18 protein-coding genes are annotated in these 22390 nt (G+C 60.7%); 9 read left to right on the top strand and 9 right to left on the bottom strand.

Going from position 1 to position 22390, the window contains the following annotated elements; genetic code table 11:
* Positions 1 to 71 precede the first annotated feature (71 nt).
* Together ACQ4OB_RS06555 and ACQ4OB_RS06550 are read right to left on the bottom strand one after the other, a co-directional pair.
* Positions 72 to 1373 (bottom strand): OprD family porin, encoded by a 1302-nt coding sequence (locus ACQ4OB_RS06555; protein WP_102614982.1) that lies wholly within the window; start codon positions 1371 to 1373, stop codon positions 72 to 74.
* Between the two features lie 253 nt (positions 1374 to 1626).
* Positions 1627 to 2298, bottom strand: coding sequence for a DsbA family protein (locus tag ACQ4OB_RS06550; RefSeq protein WP_430955328.1), 672 nt, complete (start codon positions 2296 to 2298; stop codon positions 1627 to 1629).
* Positions 2299 to 2552: 254 nt separating this feature from the next.
* Here ACQ4OB_RS06550 and ACQ4OB_RS06545 point away from each other — a divergent pair, with 254 nt between their 5' ends.
* Positions 2553 to 4643, top strand: a complete 2091-nt coding sequence (locus tag ACQ4OB_RS06545; protein WP_430955327.1) for a TonB-dependent receptor — start codon at positions 2553 to 2555, stop codon at positions 4641 to 4643.
* 223 nt (positions 4644 to 4866) lie between these two features.
* Here the strand turns inward: ACQ4OB_RS06545 and ACQ4OB_RS06540 are convergent, their stop codons facing one another.
* From ACQ4OB_RS06540 to ACQ4OB_RS06525, 4 genes are all read right to left on the bottom strand, one after another.
* Entirely contained in the window at positions 4867 to 5079 is a 213-nt protein-coding gene (locus ACQ4OB_RS06540) for a hypothetical protein (protein ID WP_074872612.1), read from the bottom strand.
* A gap of 244 nt (positions 5080 to 5323) precedes the next feature.
* A complete protein-coding gene (aguA, locus tag ACQ4OB_RS06535) occupies positions 5324 to 6430 on the bottom strand; it encodes an agmatine deiminase (protein WP_102614983.1) in 1107 nt (368 codons plus the stop codon).
* A gap of 5 nt (positions 6431 to 6435) precedes the next feature.
* Entirely contained in the window at positions 6436 to 7314 is an 879-nt protein-coding gene (gene aguB / locus ACQ4OB_RS06530; protein WP_074872608.1) for an N-carbamoylputrescine amidase, read from the bottom strand.
* Between the two features lie 360 nt (positions 7315 to 7674).
* Positions 7675 to 10587, bottom strand: coding sequence for an aminotransferase (locus tag ACQ4OB_RS06525; RefSeq protein ID WP_430955326.1), 2913 nt, complete (start codon positions 10585 to 10587; stop codon positions 7675 to 7677).
* Positions 10588 to 10781: 194 nt separating this feature from the next.
* Between ACQ4OB_RS06525 and rfbC the strand changes: the two genes are divergently transcribed.
* From rfbC to ACQ4OB_RS06505, 4 genes are all read left to right on the top strand, one after another.
* Positions 10782 to 11327: a dTDP-4-dehydrorhamnose 3,5-epimerase gene (gene rfbC / locus ACQ4OB_RS06520; RefSeq protein ID WP_102614986.1), complete on the top strand. Its 546-nt coding sequence runs from the start codon at positions 10782 to 10784 to the stop codon at positions 11325 to 11327.
* Between the two features lie 104 nt (positions 11328 to 11431).
* Positions 11432 to 13240 carry a sensor histidine kinase gene (locus tag ACQ4OB_RS06515; RefSeq protein WP_074880443.1) on the top strand — a complete coding sequence of 603 codons (1809 nt, stop codon included), beginning with the start codon at positions 11432 to 11434 and terminating at the stop codon, positions 13238 to 13240.
* Positions 13237 to 14628 (top strand): sigma-54-dependent transcriptional regulator, encoded by a 1392-nt coding sequence (locus tag ACQ4OB_RS06510; protein ID WP_430955325.1) that lies wholly within the window; start codon positions 13237 to 13239, stop codon positions 14626 to 14628. The genes ACQ4OB_RS06515 and ACQ4OB_RS06510 overlap by 4 nt, the downstream gene beginning before the upstream one ends.
* Positions 14629 to 14668: 40 nt before the next feature.
* Positions 14669 to 15124: a YiiD C-terminal domain-containing protein gene (locus tag ACQ4OB_RS06505; protein ID WP_430955324.1), complete on the top strand. Its 456-nt coding sequence runs from the start codon at positions 14669 to 14671 to the stop codon at positions 15122 to 15124.
* Positions 15125 to 15234: 110 nt separating this feature from the next.
* On the opposite strand, the gene cysQ is transcribed toward ACQ4OB_RS06505, so the two are convergent.
* Both cysQ and nudE read right to left on the bottom strand, forming a co-directional pair.
* Complete coding sequence (gene cysQ, locus ACQ4OB_RS06500) at positions 15235 to 16062, bottom strand: 3'(2'),5'-bisphosphate nucleotidase CysQ (protein WP_074872599.1); 828 nt, start codon at positions 16060 to 16062, stop codon at positions 15235 to 15237.
* Positions 16059 to 16625 (bottom strand): ADP compounds hydrolase NudE, encoded by a 567-nt coding sequence (nudE, locus tag ACQ4OB_RS06495; protein ID WP_008149334.1) that lies wholly within the window; start codon positions 16623 to 16625, stop codon positions 16059 to 16061. Before nudE ends, cysQ begins: the two co-directional genes overlap by 4 nt.
* A gap of 90 nt (positions 16626 to 16715) precedes the next feature.
* Here nudE and yrfG point away from each other — a divergent pair, with 90 nt between their 5' ends.
* Positions 16716 to 17378 (top strand): GMP/IMP nucleotidase, encoded by a 663-nt coding sequence (gene yrfG / locus ACQ4OB_RS06490; protein ID WP_074872596.1) that lies wholly within the window; start codon positions 16716 to 16718, stop codon positions 17376 to 17378.
* Positions 17379 to 17503: 125 nt separating this feature from the next.
* On the opposite strand, the gene lysM is transcribed toward yrfG, so the two are convergent.
* On the bottom strand, positions 17504 to 17944 hold the full coding sequence (gene lysM, locus ACQ4OB_RS06485; RefSeq protein WP_074872594.1) for a peptidoglycan-binding protein LysM: 441 nt from the start codon (positions 17942 to 17944) through the stop codon (positions 17504 to 17506).
* A gap of 136 nt (positions 17945 to 18080) precedes the next feature.
* Between lysM and ACQ4OB_RS06480 the strand changes: the two genes are divergently transcribed.
* From ACQ4OB_RS06480 to ACQ4OB_RS06470, 3 genes are all read left to right on the top strand, one after another.
* Positions 18081 to 18968 carry a LysR family transcriptional regulator gene (locus tag ACQ4OB_RS06480; RefSeq protein WP_430955323.1) on the top strand — a complete coding sequence of 296 codons (888 nt, stop codon included), beginning with the start codon at positions 18081 to 18083 and terminating at the stop codon, positions 18966 to 18968.
* A gap of 94 nt (positions 18969 to 19062) precedes the next feature.
* On the top strand, positions 19063 to 19902 hold the full coding sequence (gene fdhD / locus ACQ4OB_RS06475) for a formate dehydrogenase accessory sulfurtransferase FdhD (protein WP_074872591.1): 840 nt from the start codon (positions 19063 to 19065) through the stop codon (positions 19900 to 19902).
* Positions 19899 to 22247: an FdhF/YdeP family oxidoreductase gene (locus ACQ4OB_RS06470; RefSeq protein ID WP_430955322.1), complete on the top strand. Its 2349-nt coding sequence runs from the start codon at positions 19899 to 19901 to the stop codon at positions 22245 to 22247. Before fdhD ends, ACQ4OB_RS06470 begins: the two co-directional genes overlap by 4 nt.
* Positions 22248 to 22390: the final 143 nt, after the last annotated feature.

Below are 22390 nucleotides of genomic sequence, written 5' to 3'. Positions count from 1 at the left end.
AAAAAGCCCCGAACCAGTCGGGGCTTCTTCTTTCTCAGCCTTGCATCAGGCCTCGATAACGCAACCGATCATCAGAAAATGTTGATCGGGTAATCCACGAACACACGCACTTCGTTACCGCTGGAGTTGTACTCACTCGATTTCTGCGACACACGCAGGATCGAGCTGCGCAGTTTCACGCTCAGGTCTTTGGCCGGGCCGCTTTGCACGACGTACTTGAACTGGTTGAAGATTTCGCGCTCGGTGCCGCCTTCGCTGGTGGAGGTGGTGATGTTGTCGCCGCGCACGTAGGCGAAGTTGTAGCTCAGGCCTGGAATGCCGAAGGTGCTGAAGTCCAGGCCATAGCCCAGCTGCCAACTGCGTTCGTCTTCGGCGTTGAAGTCGGACCAGTAGGAGTTCGCCAGGTAGATGGTGTTGCCGCCGTCGCCGACGCGACCTTGATCCTTCTGGTAGCCGCCGTAGGCATAGCCCAGGTTGCTGTCGCCGGTGCTGCGCTGGTGGGCGAGCGTGAACGAGTGCGCGCCGGTGGCGAAGGTGGCGGCCAGGCTCCAGATCTTGTTGTCGTCGCCGGTGACGATGCTTTGGCCCGGCACGGTGTTTTCGCGGACGTAGGAACTGTCCAGCTTGGTGCGGTAGCCGTTGAAGTCCAGGGTCAGGGACTGATCCTTGTCGATCGGGAACACGTAGTTGGCGTTCACGTATTGCTTCTTCAGCACGTCTTCGACGTCGGAGGCGTACAGCGCAGCCTTGAACTGTTCGGTGAACTGGTAACTGCCGCCCAACACGTTGATCGACTTCAGGCCGCCGCTGTCATGGCCTTCAGCGCTTTTGCGCGATTCGGCGGTGAAGCGGCCGGCGTTCAGTTCCAGGCCGTCGATCTCCTTGGAGGTGATCAGCGTGCCGGTGTAGCTTTCCGGCAGCAGGCGACCGTTGTCGTAGCTCAACACCGGCAGCACTGGCATCTGGTCGCCGTAAGTCAGAACGGTGCTGGATACGCGGAATTTTACTGCGCCGCCGGCTTTGGCCAGGTCACCGGCCGGGTTACCGCTGTCGCCCTCCTTGAAGAAGTCGATGCCTTGGCCGCCGCTGTGGCTACCACGGTCCAGACGCAAGCCGTACAGACCGAAGGCATCAACGCCCACGCCGACGGTACCTTGGGTGAAGCCCGAGGTGTAGGTGCCGATGGCAGCCTGACCCCATTCACGCTGGTCGGCGTTGCCGTCTTTTTTGTCGCGATTGATGTAGGCATTGCGCAGCAGCACTTTGAGGCTGCTGTCTTCAACAAAACCCTTGGATTCGGCCTGGTCGTTAGCCATGGCCTGTGTAGCACTCAACATCCCCAGAGCGATCAGGCTGATTCGCTTGTTCAACATTTTGTTCTTTTCCTTATGATCGGTTGATACGCACTGTGTCGAACGGCTGAAACGGCGCTATCGCACTCTTTTTTCACCCCAAACAAAAAGGCCCGCGCACGAAGAAATCGTGGCGGGCCTTTTTGTTATTTTTATGAGTCGTGGCGGTTGGCCACAGGCGTGGGGCGAATCCTAGCCGCGCCCTTAATGGTGTGTCAATTTCATGAATCGTCTGTGAATAGGCGAAAAACGTCTAAGAAATCACTTGTAAACGTCAATCGGCGCAGCCGTTCAGACCACAGGCTTGAAGCTCCGATGATGACGTTTGTGCGGGAAGCGACTGACTCAGCCATGCCGCGAAGGCTTGCGGCTTGCCGAGCCACGGGCCGATATCGATCAGGGTAAATTGGCCGTTGCGTTCCAGGGCGAAGGTAGGGAAACCCTGGCCGCCGACTTCGGCCAGCAACGCTCGACTGTCCTTGATGTGGCGATCGGTTTCAGCTTCCTTGAAAGCAGCCTGGAACGCTTGAGGTTCCAGACCGAGGTCTTTCGCGAGTTCTAACAACACCGCTTCATCGGCAATGCGCCGACCGTCCTCGTAGTGAGCACTCTGCAATCGCCCCAGCAATTCGAGCCCTCGGCCGGCGCTCTGCTCGGCTGCCAGCACTGCGGCAATCGGCGGTGCGGAATCGAACACCGCCGTCTCATCGCGCAGCAATCCCTGGAAATACGCCTCGCCGAACGGCTGGCCGGTGTACTCGGCGATACGTCGGTCGTGGGGCATCACGTAGTTGCGCAGTTGTGGCGAGACGGTCTGGCGGTTGGCGCCGGTCATCATGCCGCCGCCGTGGGCGATCACGGGCAACACCGCTTGGGCGGCTTGCACCAGCGGTTTTGCGCCATAGCACCAGCCGCATAACGGGTCGTAAATGTAGTGAAGGATCATGGGAAGGCTCCGGCAAAAGCGTAGGAAAACGAGATGCCGGCAGATTAGTCCTCCACCCGTTTCTGAAAAACGCTGGAATGGCTTTCAGTCTGTTTCATGAATCGGTCGAATGGCCTCACGGCCCCACTGTAGCCATCTCGACACAATTAGAAATAATCAAACAGCGGAACCTTTCAAGAATAATTAACGGAAGCAAATAACAAGCATTACCATTCGCGCCCTCGAATTTCTCTACCCTTTCGGATGCGCTTCAGATGCCTGCCCCCTTTCGCCTCACACCCGTCACCCTTGGGCTTTCTGCATTTCTCTCGGCCGGTTTTGCCTGCGCCGCCCCCACTGTTTTACCCGAGACGTCGATCAGCGCCGAAGCCGAAGCCGATGACCCGCGCGTGAAAGAAACCAGCACCGCGACCCGCACCGCCACGCCGGTGCGCTACGTTCCACAAGCCATCGACTCGATTAAAACCGCGAACGTCGTGGATTACGGCACCAACGACCTGGGCACCGCGTTGAGCGGCATCCCCAACGTCAGCAGCGGCGCCGACACTCGCTTCGACAGCCTGCGCATCCGCGGTTTCGACGCCAGCAACGACTTCTACCTCGACGGCATCCGCGACGACAGCCAATACGTGCGCGATTTGCACAACATCGAACGCATCGAAGTGCTCAAAGGCCCGGCCGCAGTTTTGTATGGCCGTGGCAGTCAGGGCGGGATCGTCAATCGGGTCAGCAAACTGCCCGAGTTCGGTCGCCGTTCGACCCTCGAGGCCCAGGGCGGCAGCGACGATTTGCGCAGCCTCTACGCCGACCTCAGCACCGACCCGAGCGAGAACATCAGCCTGCGCCTGAACATGGGCAACATGGATCAAAACAGCTTCCGCGATGGCGTGAGCGGCAATCGCCAACTGTTCGCTTCGTCGATGAGCTGGCAACTGACGCCGGACCTGAACTGGCTGGTGCAGTACGAATACAGCCGCTACAACCGTACGCCGGATCGCGGAATCCCCGGGGTAAACGGACGCCCGGCGGACGTAGGACGGGATACGACCTACGGCAGCGAGCACGATTTCATCGACGACAAGTCGCAATCCCTGCGCTCGAAGCTCAGTTATGAGCTCAGCGACAACTGGCAACTGCGCCACACCCTGGGCGTGTTCAAGCTCAACAGCGATTTCGACAACACCTACCTGACCGGTTACACCCCGGCGACCAACAAGGTCACGCGCCAGCACTGGCAACAGGACCTGAGCACCCGCAACGTCTACAACAACGTCGAGCTGGAAGGCGGTTTCGACACGTTCGGCCTTGAGCATCGCTTGCTGACCGGTATCGAAATCGGTAGCCAGCGGCGCGACCCTACGCTGTACAACGCGGCCACCGGGCGCGGGACTCAGCCAGTGCCGGCGCTGGACCTGTACAACCCCGACCGCAATTTGCGCCATACCGGGCGGATGCAAATGTCCAGCAGCTCTCACACCGAAGTCGAAAGCCGTGCGGTGTACGTGCAGGATCAACTGCGCCTGAACGATCAATGGCAACTGCTGGCGGGTTTGCGTTACGACACTTTCGATATCGAGTCGACCAACAAGCTGCGGGACATTTCCGAAGATCGCGACAGCCATAGCACCAGCCCACGTGTAGGACTGGTATGGACGCCGCTGCAGAATCATTCCTTCTACGCCTCCTGGAGCAAGACGTTTTCCCCGGTCGGCGGTGGTTTGATCGGTATCACCCCAGGCGCCGCCGGCAACAGCAACGACCTGAGCCCCGAGCTGACCAAGCAAAAGGAAATCGGCGTGAAGAGCGACTGGCTCGATGATCGCCTGAGCACCACGTTGGCGATCTACGAACTGGAACTCTATAACCGTCGTACCAGCGATCCCGATAATCCGACCGTCACCTTGATGACCGGCCTGCAACGTTCCCGCGGGATCGAGCTGACGGGTACCGGCAAAATCGCCGGCAATTGGTACATGCGCGGTGGCGTGGGTGTGCAGGACGCGACGGTCGAGAAGGACAACAACGGCTTTGAAGGCAAACGCATCAGCAACGTGGCCAAGCACAACGGCAGCCTGTTCCTGACCTGGAAACCGGAAATGGGCTGGTACGCCGAAACCGGTCTGACCCTGGTGGGCCAACGTTACGCCGACAACCTCAACACCACCGTGCTGCCGGGTTATGGCCGCTGGGATGCCTTGGCCGGGTTCCGGCAGAAGGATTGGGACCTGCGCGCGGCGCTGAACAACATCAGCGACAAGACCTATTACTCGTCGGCCACCAGTGCGGCGCAGATTCAACCGGGCGAACCGCGCAGTGTGGTCGTGACCGGGACCTACAGCTTCTAAAAAACACCCCCGACTTGATCGTTCCCACGCTCCGCGTGGGAATGCCTCACCGGACGCTCTGCGTCCGCTCTTGGGACGCGGAGCGTCCCGGGCTGCATTCCCACGCGGAGCGTGGGAACGATCAAATCAGCACGATCATCTCCAGTGATCACGAAAAAACCTTCGCCCATAAAAAAAGCGCCGCCATCCCGGCAGCGCTTTTACCAATCCGTTGTTTTTCTTCTTATCCTTCCATCACATCCCACAACGCTTCCAGCTCCGCTTCGCTGAATAACCCAGCGGGGTAGCGTTCGATCATCGTCCGGCGCGGATCAGGTTCTCTGATCTGACGCGTTCCATTGGACTTCAACCAGTGCGCCAGGATCTGGAGCGATTCGCTGTTTACTGCCAGGGGATGCAACGCCCGCTCGCTCACCACATTCATTTCGGCGTTCATTTCCGCGCTCTCTCCTGGATTGTGAGCGGCTAACTTATCCAAGGTTTATGACAGAACATCGCAGTTCTCCCCCTCCCTGTTTACCCCCTGAGCGATACAAGAGCTGTGCCAAAGTTTCATAACTGTCGACGAGCGGATACAAAAAAGCCCGCAGTCCTGTAGGGCTGCGGGCTTTGTGCCAAACCGTGAGCGAAAACGTTTGCCTGGATTATTTTGCAATCAACTCAAGCTGTTACAACCGCACTCACTCTTTGTGGGGGGCTGGCTGTTGTTGGGTAAGGCAGTGGATGTTACCGCCTCCCAGTAACAGTTCGCGGCCAGGCACCATCACCACTTCGTGCTGCGGGAATAGATTCTGCAAAATCTCTTTTGCCGGGCCATCCAACGGATCATCAAAGCTCGGCGCGATGATGCCGCCGTTCACGATCAGAAAGTTTACGTAGGAACCGGCCAGACGCACGGTCGGATTACGTTCCTGAGTCCCGTCAACCGGATCCACACCGGCGCACTCTTCTTCGGTCGCATACAGCGGCCCCGGAATCGGCATTTTGTGCACCGTGAATGGGCGACCCTTGGCGTCGGTGCTGCTCTCCAGCACTTTCATTGCCGCCTGGCAGCGCGGGTAGTTCGGATCCTGCGGGTCATCGGTCCAGGCCAGCAACACTTCGCCCGGGCGCACGTAGCAGCAGAAGTTATCCACATGACCGTCGGTTTCGTCGTTGAACAAACCGTCCGGCAGCCAGATGATTTTATCCACAGCCAGATTCGCGCTGAGCACCGCTTCGATTTCTGCACGGTTCATGTGCGGGTTGCGATTGCGGTTAAGCAGGCATTCTTCGGTGGTGATCAGCGTGCCTTCGCCATCGACGTGGATCGAACCGCCTTCAAGCACAAAGCCCTCAGTGCGGTAGCGCTGGCTGCGCTCGATCTCGAGGATTTTGCCGCCGACCTGGGAATCGCGATTCCACGGCGAGTACAACCCACCGTCGAAACCGCCCCACGAATTGAAGTCCCAGTTCACACCACGGACTTCGCCACTGTTATTGATGACAAACGTCGGGCCCGTGTCGCGAACCCAGGCGTCGTCGCTGGACATTTCCACTACACGAATATTCGGCACGTCCAGGCGGGCACGGGCGTTTTCGTATTGACCGGCGGAAACCGCCACGGTCACCGGTTCGAAACGCGCAATGGCTTTGGCCACCGCGACGTGCGCGGCTTGCGCCGGTTTGCCACCCAGGCGCCAGTTGTCCGGGCGCTCGGGCCAGATCATCCAGGTCTGGGTTTGCGGCGCCCATTCGGCGGGCATGTAAAAGCCATCGGCGCGAGGCGTGCTGTGCAAAGTGGTCATGACAATCAGGACTCCAGGGAACCGTCGAGGGTTTTCAGTGTGCCATACAGGTTCGGGCGACGATCACGGAACGAGCCCCAAGCGCTGCGGATGTGTTCCAGTTCGTCCAGGTCGAAGCTCTGAACCAGTACGCCTTCCTCGGTTTCGTTGAGTTCTTGAACCTTCTCGCCGAACTGGTTGGCGATGAACGACGAACCGTAGAAGGTAATGTCGTAGCCGTCCTGCTCTTCGTTGCCGATGCGGTTGCTGGCGATCAGCGGCATCAGGTTGGCGCCGGCATGACCTTGTTGCACGCGCTGCCAGTGATCGCGGGACGAAATGCTCTTGTCGTGTGGCTCGCTGCCGATCGCGGTCGGGTAGAACAGAATTTCCGCGCCGAGCAACGCCATGCTGCGGGCGCATTCCGGGAACCACTGGTCCCAGCAGATGCCCACGCCGATTTTCGCGTAACGGGTGTTCCAGACTTTGAAGCCGGTATCACCCGGGTTGAAGTAGTACTTTTCGTGGTAGCCAGGGCCGTCCGGGATATGGCTTTTACGATAAATCCCGAGGTTGCTGCCGTCGGCATCGATGATCGCGATGCTGTTGAAACGCGCACGGCCCGCCCGTTCGTAGAAGCTGATCGGCAGAACCACTTGCAGTTCTTTGGCAACTTTCTGGAAGTGCTTGATGGCGACGTTCTCTTCAACGGTCGTGGCCAACTGCAGGTAATCCGGGTTCGGCTTCTGGCAAAAGTACGGAGCCTCGAACAGCTCCTGGATCAGGATGATCTGCGCGCCTTGCGCCGCGGCCTCACGGACCAGCCGCTCAGCGGTCTCGATGTTGGCTTCAAGGTCCCAGGAACAGGCCATCTGGGTGGCAGCAACGGTAACGATACGGCTCATGAATCATCTCCGGGGCAATGCTTGAGGGTCGAGTGTGGCAATCGACCGATGACAGAAATGGGAAGCACCGGGCGTGGTGAGGCCACACCGGAGCAGCGGTGACTTTATAACCGATAAAAATCGGCTTTTAAAGCCACCAACAAACCTTTTGTCATATTTTTTTGCAGATAGGCCGATATCTATCGAGTTTTCACCGTACCAATGTGGGAGTGAGCCTGCTCGCGATTGCGGTCGAACATTCAACATGGATGTCGACTGATCCTGCCCAATCGCGAGCAGGCTCACTCCCACAGGGATGTGTGTTTACAGACCCTCAGCGAGACCCTTACTGATCATTCCCAGCGTGGGAACGATCAGAGTCTAGAGCCCCTCGTCCAGGACTTTGGAGAGCATGTCCACGAAGAAGTCCACGCTCCGGCGCGAGGTCACCATCGGCGGTTTGATCTTGAGGACGTTCAGGTAATCGCCCGTCGGTTGCATGAAAATCCCCAGCTCGCGCAATCGATCACACAGCGCGGTGGTTTCTTCGGTCGCCGGTTCCAGGGTTTCGCAATTGCGGATCAACTCGACGCCCAGATAGAAGCCGGAACCATGCACCGCGCCCACCAGCGGATGACTATCGATCAGCGCTTCAAGCCGTTCCTTGAAATACCCGCCCACGACCTGAGCGTTTTCCCAGAGCTTTTCTTGCTCCATCACATCCAGCACCGCCATGCCGATCTGGCAACTGACCGGGCTGCCGCCGGCCGACGAGAAGAAGTAACCCTCGGCCTCCAGCGCTTCGGCGATTTCCCGACGGGTGATCACTGCGCCCAGCGGCTGGCCGTTACCCATGCCTTTGGCCATGGTGATGATGTCCGGCACCACGCCCTGCTCTTCGAACCCCCAGAAAAAGTTGCCCATGCGGCCATAACCGACCTGCACTTCGTCGGCGATACAAACGCCGCCCTGAGCACGAACCAGCGCATAAACCTGCTTCAAATACCCTGGCGGCAACGAGATACCGCCGGCATTGCCGTACACCGGTTCGCAGATGAAACCGGCCAGTTGGCGCTTCTGCTCGGCAATTTTCGCCAGGTTGTGTTCGACGCTGCGCACGTAGTCCGGGGCGCAATCCGGGCCACGGAACTCGCCGCGATAGGTGTTCGGCGCGGTGACCGGATGCACCCAGTCCGGACGGCTGCTCAAAGCCTTCGGGTTGTCGGCGATCGAGGTCGAGACCGCGTCCGCGCCCACTGTCCAGCCGTGATAGGCCTCCAGCACGCTGAGCATGTCGCGACCACCGCTGTAGGCCCAGGCCAGGCGGATTGCCAGGTCATTGGCCTCGCTGCCGCTGTTGACCAGGAACACCCGGTCCATGGAATCCGGCGACAGTTTCAGCAAACGTTCGGAGAACTCGGCCACCGCCGCGTAGTTGAACCGCGAGTTGGTATTGAGCAGCGACCACTGACGACTGGCGACCGCGGCCATGCGCGGATGACCGTGGCCAAGCACCGCGACGTTGTTGAGCATGTCGAGGTAGGAACGGCCTTGCATGTCGATCAGGTGATTGCGCCAGCCGCGCTCGATGCGCGGCGGGTCGACGTAATAGTGTTTCTGCGTGCGGGCGAAACTGGCGTCACGGCGCGCCAGCAAGGTCTGCGAATCGAGCTCCTCTTCGGCGTCACAGGCCAGCCCCAGCAGCATCGCCGGTGACGGGCACAACGCTTGCCAGGCCGCGGCGCGGGACGGCGTGCAAAACAACGGCGCCGTGAACGAAGCGCCGCGGCACAACTGCACGATCAACGGCCCGCTGACCGAACCCAGCACCTGGCCTTTGACCAGCGCAGCGCCCGTATGCAGCGACGGCGTTACGCCCCATAGACGCACGCTCAACTGCGGACCGTCCAGTTGCAGCACACCCGCCGCAGGCTGATGCACCACCCCGGCGAACGGCGATTCGACCGCCGTGCCGTGGGGCACGCGCAATTCGACGTGCAATGGACACGTGTCGGGTTCAGTGGCGCAGTCCGGGCGGGTGCGGGACAAGCGATATTGCCCGTAACGACTGGCCGCCAGACCATGAGCCACGGCAGCTTCGGTCAGCAGACGCTGATCGATCCCCTCCTGCTCCCAGTTGCCGGCCTCGAAATGCGGACTGAGCACGCCCAAATCGATCAACGCAAACTCACGCCCCACCAGGCTCGGCAGCAGCGGCGCGAAACCTTCGCTGCCGATGCTCGGCAGGTTCTGGCCGACGGCAGTGAGGATCGCCGCTTCCATCAACGCCAACGGCACCGAGGTGGCAACGCGGAAAATTTCCCATTCGTGGCTGAGGTTGTCGCGGCTGTATTCGTTGCCCGGATCGATGCTGACCTGCTGTTCGCCGCTGAGCACCAACACCGCCGCGCGGGCGACGATCAGCGGCCAGAGCGCCAGGAGCTCTTCATGGGTGAGCGGATTGACCGCGTGATAGGCCTGAACCGCCGGCAAAATGTAAAACGGATCACCATCAGCGTGGTGCAGCAGCGCCGCGCAGGTTACCGACAGATCAGTGATACGCCAGGTACGAACCAGGTCGCCGAAATCGATCACCCCCTGCAGTTGCCACTGGCGTTGCGAATCTCGCTGCCACACCACGTTGTCGTCGGTGATATCCATGTGAATGGCCTGCACCGGCAACTTATCCACAAGCGGCTGCAAATGACGCTCGGCCTGTTCGGCCACATCGGCGATCAACCCGCGTTGCTGGTCGTCGTTGATGACCGGCAGCAAATGCGCGATCAGCGCGCTGGCGTGGCGGGCGTCCCATTGAAGCGTGCGCTCAAGGCCCGGATGGTCGAAACCGGCCAGCGCCAGGTCCATTTCACCGCAGAGCCGACCAAAACCGGCCACCACTGGACCGGGCAGATGATCCAGGTGCGTGAGCGACTGGCCTTCGATGTAATCGAGCAGACGCACATGCACCGCTTGGCCGCCGACGTCCAGGGTGAGAAGGTCTTCACCGTTTTTGGCGGGAATCACTCGTGGTACGTGCACATCTGGGTGTTCCGCCAAATGCTTGAGCCCTGCGTGCTGGGCGTGCAGCTCCTGCGCCGAGTAATCGCCACGGCAGATTTTCAGGACAAAACGCCCCTGGTCGCTGTCGACCCGATAGTTAAGATCCTGCTGGCTGCCGAGGGCCTGTAACCTTCCACTCAGGCCGAAATGTTCCTTCAGCAGCTCAAGCGCTTGCTCCGCAGTCACTTGCGGGCTGGGCAAACTGGCGCGATGAATCAACGTGGCAAGTGGCATACAAAGACCCCTGAAATTTTATTAGGCGCCTATATCGCCACTGCTTTGGGTGATACGCAACCCCCCTCGCCAGCCTGCCCCCTTCCTGAGGCTCGGATCAGTGGATGAATCAGCAAAGAAATCACCCCCCCTCGCACCGGCCGCCACTTTGCGCAAGAATGTCGCCCATTAACGCCTATTGCTGGAGAAACCCCATGAATGTAGTCACCACCGACCTGCCTGGCGTTCTGATCATCGAACCCAAGGTATTTGGTGACGAACGCGGTTTCTTCTATGAAAGCTTCAATGCCAGGGCTTTCAAAGAGGCGACTGGCCTGGAGACGAATTTCGTTCAGGACAACCATTCCCGCTCGCAAAAAGGCGTATTGCGCGGTCTGCATTACCAACTGGAAAACACCCAGGGCAAACTGGTTCGCGTCACAACGGGCGAAGTCCTCGACGTGGCGGTGGACATTCGCCGCAGCTCGCCACATTTCGGCAAATGGGTGGCCGTGCGTCTGTCTGCCACGAACCATCGTCAAATGTGGGTCCCGGAAGGCTTCGCCCATGGTTTTGTGGTGCTGAGCGAGTTCGCCGAATTCCTCTACAAAACCACCGACTATTACACCCCATCCGCCGAGCGCTGCATTCGCTGGGACGATCCGGACCTGGCCATCGATTGGCAACTGGACGAAGCACCACAACTGTCTGGCAAAGATCAGGCCGCCGCGTTCTTCAAGGACGCTGACGTTTTTTCCTGAAACACCGTCTGAATCTTCGCCGCACAGGCGTGCCCGACACGGCGCGCAGACTGCGCCCGCAAGCCTAGGCATAATGCGCCTGTACCCACAGGCGCTCGATGCTCATGACTCCGACCCTCCCCCGCAGACCCCGCTGGCGCAGCCTGGCCCTGCTCGCGCTGTGTCTGGCGCCATTGCTGTGGCCGCTGGAACATCTGGCCGAGCGTTACTACCGCAGCGAACTGGCCGGGCAGAACCGTCAGACCCTCGACCTTTACGTCGCCAACCTGCTGGGCACCCTGCACCGCTATGAAGTGCTGCCGCAGATCCTCGGCGATCTGCCGGCCCTGCGAGCGGTCCTCGGTGCGCCCGACGATGGCGTCACCCAAGGCAACGCCAATCGCTTGCTGAAAAACATCAGCGCCCAGACCGGCGCCGAAGTCATGTACCTGATGGACACCACGGGCAAGACCCTGGCCGCGTCCAACTGGGACAAACACGACAGTTTCGTCGGGCGTAATTTTTCCTTTCGGCCGTACTTCAGCGAAGCCATGGCCGGGCGGCTCGGGCGTTTTTTCGGTTTGGGCACAACATCGGCCAAACGCGGCTATTTCTTCGCCGCCGCCGTGCGTAGTGGCGAAAAGATCATCGGCGTGCTGGTGGTCAAGGTCGACCTGGACCACACCGAAAGCCTCTGGGGCAAAACCCCGGAACAACTGCTGGTGACCGACCATAACGGCGTGGTCATTCTCACGTCGCGGCCCGAGTGGCGATTCCGCTCGACCCGCCCCTTGGGCGAAGAAGAACGCAAGGCGATTACGGCGATTCAACCTTATCCCACCCGTGATCCCAAACCATTGCGGCTCAACCCCAACGCCTGGCTGACGCAAACCCAGCCCATCGCAGAAACCGGTTGGAACGTCAGCATCCTGGCCCCACGCACCTTGATCGATCGCCCGGTACGCACGGTCGTCGCCATCGGCGGCGCGGCGTTGTTGGTGTTGATGTTGCTGCTGGGGCTGATGATGCAGCGCCGTCGTCATTACCTTGATCGAATCGCTTTCGAAGCCAAGGCCCGTCGCGAGCTGGAAGGCCGGGTAGCCGAGCGGACCAGCGACCTCGAAGGCCTCAACCGTCGACTGAAACAGGAAGTGCTGGAACGCGAACACGCCCAGCAAGAACTGGTTCGCGCTCAGGATGATCTGGTGCAGGCCGGCAAACTGTCGGCCCTTGGCACCATGTCGGCGAGCATCAGCCACGAATTGAATCAACCGCTGGCGGCGATCCGCAGCTACGCAGAAAACGCCGAGGTGCTGCTCGATCATCAGCGCACCGACGAAGCGCGGGGCAACCTCAAGCTGATCAGCGACCTGACCGGGCGCATGGCGTCGATCATCGCCCACTTGCGCGCCTTCGCCCGACGCGATCGCCACGCCCCGGAAAGCGTCGCCCTGCAACCGGCGCTGGACGATGCACTGGCGCTGCTGGCCAAGCGTCGACGCAGCATGGAAGTCGAGCTGATCCGCGACTTGCCGGCCGCCACCCTGTGGGTCGAGGCCGGGGAAACCCGTCTGCGTCAGGTGCTCGGCAATCTGCTGGCCAACGCCTTAGACGCCCTGACGGAAAAAGGCCCGCCGCGTAAGCTCTGGTTGAGTGCCCAATCCACTGCCGACGGCGTCAACCTGTACATTCGCGACAATGGCCCGGGGTTCTGCCTGGAGGCACTTGGCCGCGCCAGCGAGCCTTTCTACACCACCAAGACCCGCACCCAGGGGCTCGGGCTAGGGCTGGCGATTTGCGAAACCCTGATGCGCGCCTTCGGCGGTGAACTGTCGTTCGCCAACCACAAGGAAGGCGGCGCCCTGATTACCCTGAAGTTGCGTGCAGGCGCACCGGGTGTGAACCTGCAACCGTCCGAGGACCGAAGTGCATGACCATCGACAACCGCATCCAGGTCGTGCTGATCGACGACGATCCGCACCTGCGCCAGGCCCTGAGCCAGACCCTGGACCTCGCCGGCCTGAAAATCCTGCCGCTCGCTGAAGCCAAGGGCCTGGCCGCGCAACTGGAACGCGACTGGCCCGGCGTGGTGGTCAGTGACATCCGCATGCCGGGCATGGACGGTCTTGAACTGCTGACTGAACTGCATGCCCAGGACCCGGAACTGCCGGTGCTGCTGATTACCGGCCACGGCGATGTGCCGCTGGCGGTGCAGGCCATGCGCGCCGGGGCTTATGACTTTCTGGAAAAACCCTTTGCCAGCGACGCCCTGCTCGACAGCGTGCGCCGCGCCCTGGACCTGCGCCGTCTGGTGCTGGACAACCGCAGCCTGCGTCTGGCCCTGAGCGATCGCAATGCGCTGAGCGCCCGACTGGTCGGGCAATCGGCGCCGATGCTGCGCCTGCGCGAGCAGATCGGTGCATTGGCGGCGACCAAGGCCGATGTGCTGATCCTTGGCGAAACCGGCGCCGGCAAAGAAGTTGTCGCCCGCGCCTTGCACGATCTGTCGAGCCGTCGCAACGGTCCGTTCGTGGCGATCAATGCCGGCGCCCTGGCCGAGTCGGTGGTAGAAAGCGAGCTGTTCGGTCATGAGCCAGGCGCCTTTACCGGCGCGCAAAAGCGCCGCATCGGCAAGTTCGAATTCGCCAATGGCGGCACGTTGTTCCTCGATGAAATCGAAAGCATGAGCCTGGATGTGCAGGTGAAATTGCTGCGTTTGCTGCAAGAGCGGGTCGTCGAGCGCTTGGGCGGTAATCAGCTGATCCCGCTGGACATCCGCATCATCGCGGCGACCAAGGAAGACCTGCGTCAATCCGCCGATCAGGGCCGCTTCCGTGCCGACTTGTATTACCGCCTGAACGTTGCGCCGCTGCGTATTCCGCCGCTGCGCGAGCGCGGCGAAGATGCGTTGATGCTGTTTCAGTATTTCGCCGATGAAGCGAGCGCTCGCCACGGTCTGCCGCCCCACGAATTGCAACCGGGACAACGCGCCCTGCTGCTGCGCCACACCTGGCCGGGCAACGTGCGGGAACTGCAGAACGCGGCCGAACGCTTTGCCCTGGGCCTGGAACTGGCCCTGGACAATAGCGCCGCCGATGGCGCTGCCGGCATGACGGTCGAGCTGGTCAGCGGCGGTCTCAGCGAACAAGTGGAAAACTTCGAGAAGAGCTTGATCGCCGCCGAACTGGCGCGCTCTCACAGCTCGGTGCGCAGCCTCGCCGAAGCCCTCGGCATCCCACGCAAGACCTTGCACGACAAACTGCGCAAGCACGGGCTGAACTTCGCCGACGGTGGCAGCAACCACACCGACGAACCCGATTGAGCTACCGTCAAATCATCATCTTCAGACAAGAGAACCGTGCATGAGCCGCGACAGCCGTCATCTGGAATCCGTCCTCCATCGCGACATTCCCCTGACGCGGGAGATGGGCCTCAAAGTGCTCGATTGGCACGACCAGCAACTGCGCCTGCACTTGCCGCTGGAGGCCAACGTCAATCACAAAAGCACCATGTTCGGCGGCAGCCTGTATTGCGGTGCAGTGCTGGCCGGTTGGGGTTGGCTGCATTTGCGTTTGCATGAAGAGGGGGTTGAAGGCGGGCACATCGTGATTCAGGAAGGACAGATCAGCTATCCGCTGCCGGTGACCATGGACGCGACAGCGATTTGCCATGCGCCGAGTGCGGCGGTGTGGAAGAAGTTTTTGGCGATGTATCGGCGGTATGGACGGGCGCGGTTGACGCTGCAATCGCGGATCGTCAATGCCGACAGTGATGACGATGCGGTGAAGTTTACGGGGCAGTACGTGCTGCACCGGTGATCGTCGGTGATCGTTCCCACGCTCTGCGTGGGAATGCCTCTAGGGACGCTCCGCGTCCAGTGACGCGGAGCGTCACGGGCTGCATTCCCACGCGGAGCGTGGGAACGATCTTAACGGCGGGCGAGTTCCAGCAGTTTTTCGCGCCACGCAGCCTTGGCCGGCAGCGCCAGGAAAAACTCATTCAACAACGATTCCCGCGCCGGATAACTGAACGGCGCACCGCTCAAATCCAGCACCTCACCGCCCGCGCCTTCCAGCACGCCTTGCGCCGCCGCCGTGTCCCACTGCGAAGTCGGCGCCAACCGCGGATAACAATCCGCCGCCCCCTCCGCCAACAAACAGAACTTCAATGAACTGCCGATATTAGCCAATTGCAGTTCACCCAGACTGTCGCTCAACCCGGCCAGCAGGCGCTCTTGTTCAGGGCTGGAATGCCGACGACTGGCGACCACCGTAAAGGCTTCACCTTCAGCAGGAACCTCGCGAACCTGAATCGGCGAAGGCGCCGCGTCTTTGTCGCCACGCCACGCGCCCAGACCCGCACCACCGACGTAGAAGCGCCCGTTGGTCGGCATCGACACCACGCCAAACACCACTCGCCCCTGCTCGATCAGCGCGATGTTGACGGTAAATTCTTCGCTGCCGGAGATGAACTCCTTGGTCCCGTCCAGCGGGTCCACCAGCCACCAACGCTGCCACCCGGCGCGCACGCTCTGGGGAATGTTGGCGTCTTCTTCGGACAGCACCGGGATGCTCGGGTCCAGCGCCGTCAGCCCGGCCAGGATCACATGATGAGCGGCCATGTCGGCGGCCGTGACCGGGGAATCGTCAGCCTTGGCGGTTACAGCCGTACCGATGCGCCAGAACGGCAGTATCGCTTCACCGGCCTTCAGCGCCAGTTCAACAACAGGCGCCATCAACGGATGAGGGAAAATCATGGCTGGAATGCTCCACGCTGAGTCAGTAGATCACGGGCCAAATACAGCGCTGCCAATGCACGGCCCTCAGTGAATCGCGGGTTCTGGGCCAGGGCCGACAACTCACGCAGGTTGATTTTGTCCACGCCCATCGGCTCAGGCTCATCGCCTTCCAGGCTTTCTTCGTACAGATCAGTGGCCAACACCACCTGGATCTTCTGGCTCATGTAACCGGGCGACAGCGACAATTCAGTCAAATGCTCCAATTGCCGCGCGCCGTACCCGGCCTCTTCCTTGAGCTCCCGCTCGGCCGCCGCCAGCACGTCCTCGCCCGGCTCGATCAAGCCTTTGGGCAAGGACAGCTCGTATTCATCGGTGCCGCCGCAATACTCTTCAACCAGCACGGCGTGGTCCGCATCCAGCATCGCCACGATCATCACCGCGCCATAACCGGCGCCCTTGCCGACCAGTCGCTCATACGTGCGCTCTACGCCATTGGAAAAGCGCAACTTCAGCTCTTCGACGCAAAACAAACGGCTGGTGGCGACGATCTCGCGGGCGAGGATGGTGGGTTTCTGGCGCATGAGCGGCTCCTTGGCGATAGCGCGTTACTATACCCGGCCTATCCTGATTGTTTACGTCGGATATCTTTTTTACCGCTGGAGAAGTTTTTTATGTCCCTGCTGCCCTGGCGCGACATCGACACCGTTCTGCTGGACATGGACGGCACGCTGCTGGACCTGCACTACGACAACCATTTCTGGATGGAACACCTGCCCCAGCGTTACGCCGAATTGCACGGGGTGAGCCGGGCCATGGCCGAGATGGAATTGCAGCCGTTGTTCGAACGCAACGCCGGCCAGTTGCAGTGGTATTGCCTGGATTTCTGGAGCGCCGAGCTCAAGTTGTCGGTGCGCGAACTGAAACTGGAAACCGCGCATTTGATTGCCCTTCGTCCGGATGCGGACACCTTTCTGGCCGCCATCAAACAGGCGGGTAAACGCGTGGTGCTGATCACCAATGCGCATCGCGATTCGCTGTCATTGAAACTGGAAAGAATCGAACTGGCGCCGTATTTCGAGCGGTTGATCAGCTCGCACGATTACGGTTTTGCCAAGGAGAACCCGCAATTCTGGGATGCCTTGCAGGCGGACATCGGCTTTGATCCGGCGCGCAGCCTGTTTATCGACGACACCTTGCCGATCCTGCGCAGTGCGCGGAATTTTGGGGTGGCGCATTTGTTGGCCGTGAGCGAGCCGGACAGCCGCAAAGGGCCGAAGGATACGGCCGAGTTTGCGGCGGTGGGGGATTATCGGGAGTTGATTGCCGGGCTCTGAGACCGCGTCGCCTGCATCGCGGGCAAGCCACGCTCCCACAGGATCTGTGTCGTTCGCATCCATCGAACGACACAGATCCTGTGGGAGCGTGGCTTGCCCGCGAAGGCCATCACACGGTCTTAGCGTTACTCAGGAATACGCAACGACTGCCCCGGATAGATCTTGTCCGGGTGAGACAGCATCGGCTTGTTGGCCTCGAAGATTTTGTTGTACTTGTTGGCGTCGCCGTACTCAGCCTTGGCAATCGCGCTGAGGGTGTCGCCCTTTTTCACAGTGACGAACCGCGCCGCCTGAGCAACCGGGCCCTTTACGGTGATCTGGTCATCCACACTAGCGACACCGGCAATATTGCCCACCGCCAGCAGGATTTTTTCCTTCTCTTCCTGACTGGCGACTTCGCCGGTCAAGGTGACTTTGTCGCCCTCCACCGTCGCCTGCACATTCGGGTTACCCAGGCCGACTTTGCTGATGTGTTCCTTCAATTGCTCGCTGGCATTGGCGTTGCCTGGCGTCAGCAGATCGATAAGTTTTTCGCCTGCTTCTTTCACAAAGCTAAAAATACTCATGGTGCGCTCTCCTTGGGTTTTGGGTTCCAGACGCAAAAGCCTAGCCCAAGGCCGTCACTTGCGGTTCCAACCCGACCAATGACGCCGCTTCCCCGCAAGCGCTAGAATCCAAGCCTTCCCGCGCCCTGGAGCGAAGATGGACATCAAGCAACTTAAATTCCTCATCGCCCTCGACGAAACCCGGCATTTCGGCCAGGCCGCCGCGCGTTGTCACATCACCCAGCCGACCCTGTCCATGCGCCTGCGCAGCCTCGAAGAAGAACTCGAGTTGCCGCTGGTCAATCGCGGTCAGCGCTTCGAAGGTTTTACCGCACCGGGTGAACGGGTGCTGGCGTGGGCGCGCACGGTGTTGGCGGCCTACGACGGCTTGCAGGCCGAAGCGGCTGCCTGTCGCGGCAATCTGGTCGGTACGTTGCGTCTGGGCGTGGTGCCGCTGTCGAGCTTTGATCCGCTGCCGCTGATGCAACGCCTGCACGCCGAACACCCGAACCTGCGCTTCGAACTCTCGGCACTGAGTTCCGAGCAGATCCTCGAACAACTGGCAAACAATCGCCTGGATCTGGGCGTTTCGTACCTGGAGCGACTGGATGGCGAACGCTTCGATTCCCTGGCATTCAACGAAACCCGCATGGGCCTGCTCTACGATCAGCGTTTCTTCAGTTTCGGCGAGGCGCCGCTGAGCTGGGAATCGCTGATCGAACTGCCGCTGGGCATGCTTTCCAGCGGCATGCATTTTCGCCAGTCCATCGACCACAACTTCCACAGTCGCGGCCTCTCCCCGCAACTGTTGCTGCAAACCGATGCCGTCCACCAATTGTTACAAGCGGTGCACGGTGGATTCTGCTGCGCCGTGATGCCAATGGACGGCGGCCTGGAAAAACTCACCGATCATTTGCGTCTGCACCCCATCGAAAATGCGCAAACCCTCGCCCGGCTGGGGCTGATCATGCGTCGCAGCGCCCCGCGGTCGGCGCTCGCGGAAGCCTGTTTCGCGATACTTCAGCAATCGCTGCCTAGCTCTTGATCGACGTCATCTATCGGTAGATCAGTATTAGCGATTAGACGCGACAAGTTGACGCGCCTAGGCTTAAGGCAGCCTAACCCTTCGGTGATACCTCATGAACGCCAAGCGCCCTGCCTGCGCGGCGCCAGCCCTCGAAACGCCAGCGCCCGCCGCAAGCCAGACCTACAGTTACTGCGACCTTCAAGACACGGAATCGGCCAGCACCGCGCTGGCCGAAGAAGTCGCGTTGGCGATCGCTTATAACGGCATCAGTCAGGCGGTCATGCTGGTGACGCCGACGGACCTTGAAGACTTCATCGTCGGCTTCAGCCTCGGCAGCGGCATCATCGAAGACGCCTGCGACATCTATGACCTGCAACTCAGCGGCTCGGGGTCAGCGCAATACGCGCAAGTGACCATCGCCAACCGCGCCTTCTGGAACCTCAAGCAACAGCGTCGGCAAATGGCTGGCACCAGCGGTTGCGGCCTTTGCGGCGTGGAAGCGGTGGAACAGGCATTGCCCGATCTCAAGGTGTTGCCCGGCGCACCCTTGCCACCCGCCGAATGGCTCGATGGCTTGCGTCAGCGCATCGGGGCGTTCCAGCCTCTTGGCCAGTATTCCGGCGCGGTACACGCCGCCGTGTTCATGGACAGTCAGGGCCAATTGCTGCTGGGTCGCGAAGACATCGGCCGACACAACGCCCTCGATAAGCTGATTGGCGGACTGATCCGGCAGAAGATCCCGATCACCGGCGGGCTGGTGATTGTCACCAGCCGTTGCAGCCTCGAATTGATCCAGAAAGTGTTGCGCGCAGGTATCCAGACCCTGGTCAGCCTGTCGTCGCCCACGGGCCTTGCCGTGCAATGGGCCCGCCGCCACAACCTCAATCTCATCCACCTGCCGCAGAAAAATGCGCCGCGGGTCTACAGCCCCGCGACGGAGAACCCAGCGTGAGTCAACATCAACAAGCCGACCAGAAACCCGTTCCGCGTTACAAGCCCTACAAAGGTCCAGCCGGTGGCTGGGGCGCGCTGGCCAGCGTTGCCCGCGCCTGGTTGACCAGCGACAACGCGCTGAAAAACCTGCGCATGATGCTCAAAACCAACAAGAACGGCGGGTTCGACTGCCCCGGTTGTGCCTGGGGCGATTCCAAGGAAGCCGGCATGGTGGCGTTCTGCGAGAACGGCGCCAAAGCGGTGAACTGGGAAGCGACCAAGCGCCGTGTCGACGGTGCGTTCTTTGCCAAACACAGCGTCAGTTCATTGCTGGAACAGAGCGACTACTGGCTGGAATATCAGGGCCGTCTGACCGAGCCATTAAGCTATGACGCCGCAACCGATCGCTACAAGCCGATCAGCTGGGAAGCCGCGTTCTCCTTGATCGCCAAGCATTTGCAGGGCCTGTCGAGCCCGGATCAGGCCGAGTTCTACACCTCCGGCCGCGCCAGCAACGAAGCGGCGTACCTGTATCAATTGTTCGTGCGTGCCTATGGCACCAATAACTTCCCCGATTGCTCGAACATGTGCCACGAGGCCAGCGGTGTGGCCATGGCGCAAAGTGTCGGCGTCGGCAAAGGCACCGTCACCTTCGACGACTTCGAACACGCCGACGCGATTTTTGTCTGGGGTCAGAACCCTGGTACCAACCACCCACGGATGCTCGAACCGCTGCGCGAAGCGGTGAAACGCGGCGCTCAAGTGGTCTGCATCAACCCGTTGAAAGAGCGCGGCCTGGAACGTTTCCAGCACCCGCAACACGCGATCGAAATGCTCACCAACGGCGACAAGCCGACCAACACCGCGTACTTCCGTCCGGCATTGGGCGGCGACATGGCGATCATGCGCGGCATGGCCAAGTTTCTGTTGCAGTGGGAGCGTGACGCACAGAAGGCGGGTGAGCCTGCCGTTTTCGACCACGACTTCCTCAATGAACACAGTGTCAACGTGCTGGAATACCTGGGCATCGTCGACGACACCTCGTGGGAGCAGATCGTCCAGCAATCCGGACTGACGCTGGTTGAAATCGAGCAAGCGGCGCGGATGTACGCCAAAGGCAAGAACGTGATCATGTGCTGGGCGATGGGCATCACCCAGCATCGTCATTCGGTGGCGACCATCCAGGAAATCGCCAACCTGATGTTGTTGCGCGGCAATATCGGCCGGCCCGGCGCCGGTCTGTGCCCGGTGCGCGGCCACAGCAACGTGCAGGGCGACCGGACCATGGGCATCAACGAGCGTCCGCCGGTGGCGTTCCTCGACTCACTGGAGCGTCGCTTCAAGTTCAAGGTGCCGCGTGAAAACGGTCACAACGTGGTCGAGGCGATCCATGCCATGGCCGATGGCCGCGCGAAAATCTTTATCGGCCTGGGCGGCAACTTCGCCCAAGCCACCCCGGACAGCTCACGGACCTTCCAGGCGCTGAGCAACTGCGACCTGACCGTGCAAATCAGCACCAAGCTCAACCGCAGCCATCTGGCCCACGGTAAAGAGGCGCTGATCCTGCCGTGCCTGGGCCGCACCGACATCGATATCCAGACCGAAGGCCCGCAAGCGGTGACCGTCGAAGACTCGTTCAGCATGGTTCATGCTTCCAACGGCCAGTTGCAGCCGCTGTCGAACCAGATGCGTTCGGAGCCGGCGATCATTGCCGGCATCGCTGCCGCGACCCTGGGCAGCCAACCGGTGGACTGGAACTGGCTGGTGGCCGATTACCGGCGCATCCGCGACCTGATTGCCGACACCGTGGTGGGCTTCAAGGACTTCAACGAAAAGATCCAGAACCCGGGCGGGTTCTACCTCGGCAACAGCGCCGGTGCTCGCCGCTGGAACACCGCGTCGGGGCGCGCCAATTTCCGTGCGAACGTCCTGCCCAAAGACCTGGTGCACGAACGCACTCGCGCTACCGGCGTATTGCCGGACCTGATCATGCAGTCGATGCGTTCTCACGATCAGTACAACACCACGATTTATGGGCTTGATGACCGCTATCGCGGCGTGAAAGGTCAGCGTGATGTGTTGTTCGTCAACGAAGCCGACATCATTCGGCTGGGGTTCAAGCCAGGGCAGAAGGCTGACATCGTTTCGATCTGGGACGATGGCCGCGTGCGTCGGGTGAAGGGCTTTACGCTGCTGGCGTTTGATATCCCTGCCGGGCAAGCCGCGGCTTATTACCCGGAAGTGAATCCGCTGGTGCCGCTGGAGAGCATTGGGGATGGCAGCCATACGCCAACGTCGAAGTTTGTGGCGATCCGGTTGGAAGCGGCGAGTGAGACTGGACTCATCATGGCCAAGTCGGCCTGACCCTGATCGTTCCCACGCTCTGCGTGGGAATGCCTCGATGGACGCTCTGCGTCCGCTTTGGGACGCGGAGCGTCCCGGGCTGCATTCCCACGCAGAGCGTGGGAACGATCAATCGAATATTCCAGATCAGTCACTTTCCAAAC

The sequence above is a fragment of the Pseudomonas sp. ES4 genome, from assembly GCF_050586665.1.
Classification (GTDB): Bacteria; Pseudomonadota; Gammaproteobacteria; order Pseudomonadales; family Pseudomonadaceae; genus Aquipseudomonas; species Aquipseudomonas frederiksbergensis.
This window is presented reverse-complemented; position numbering and strand designations above follow the sequence as displayed.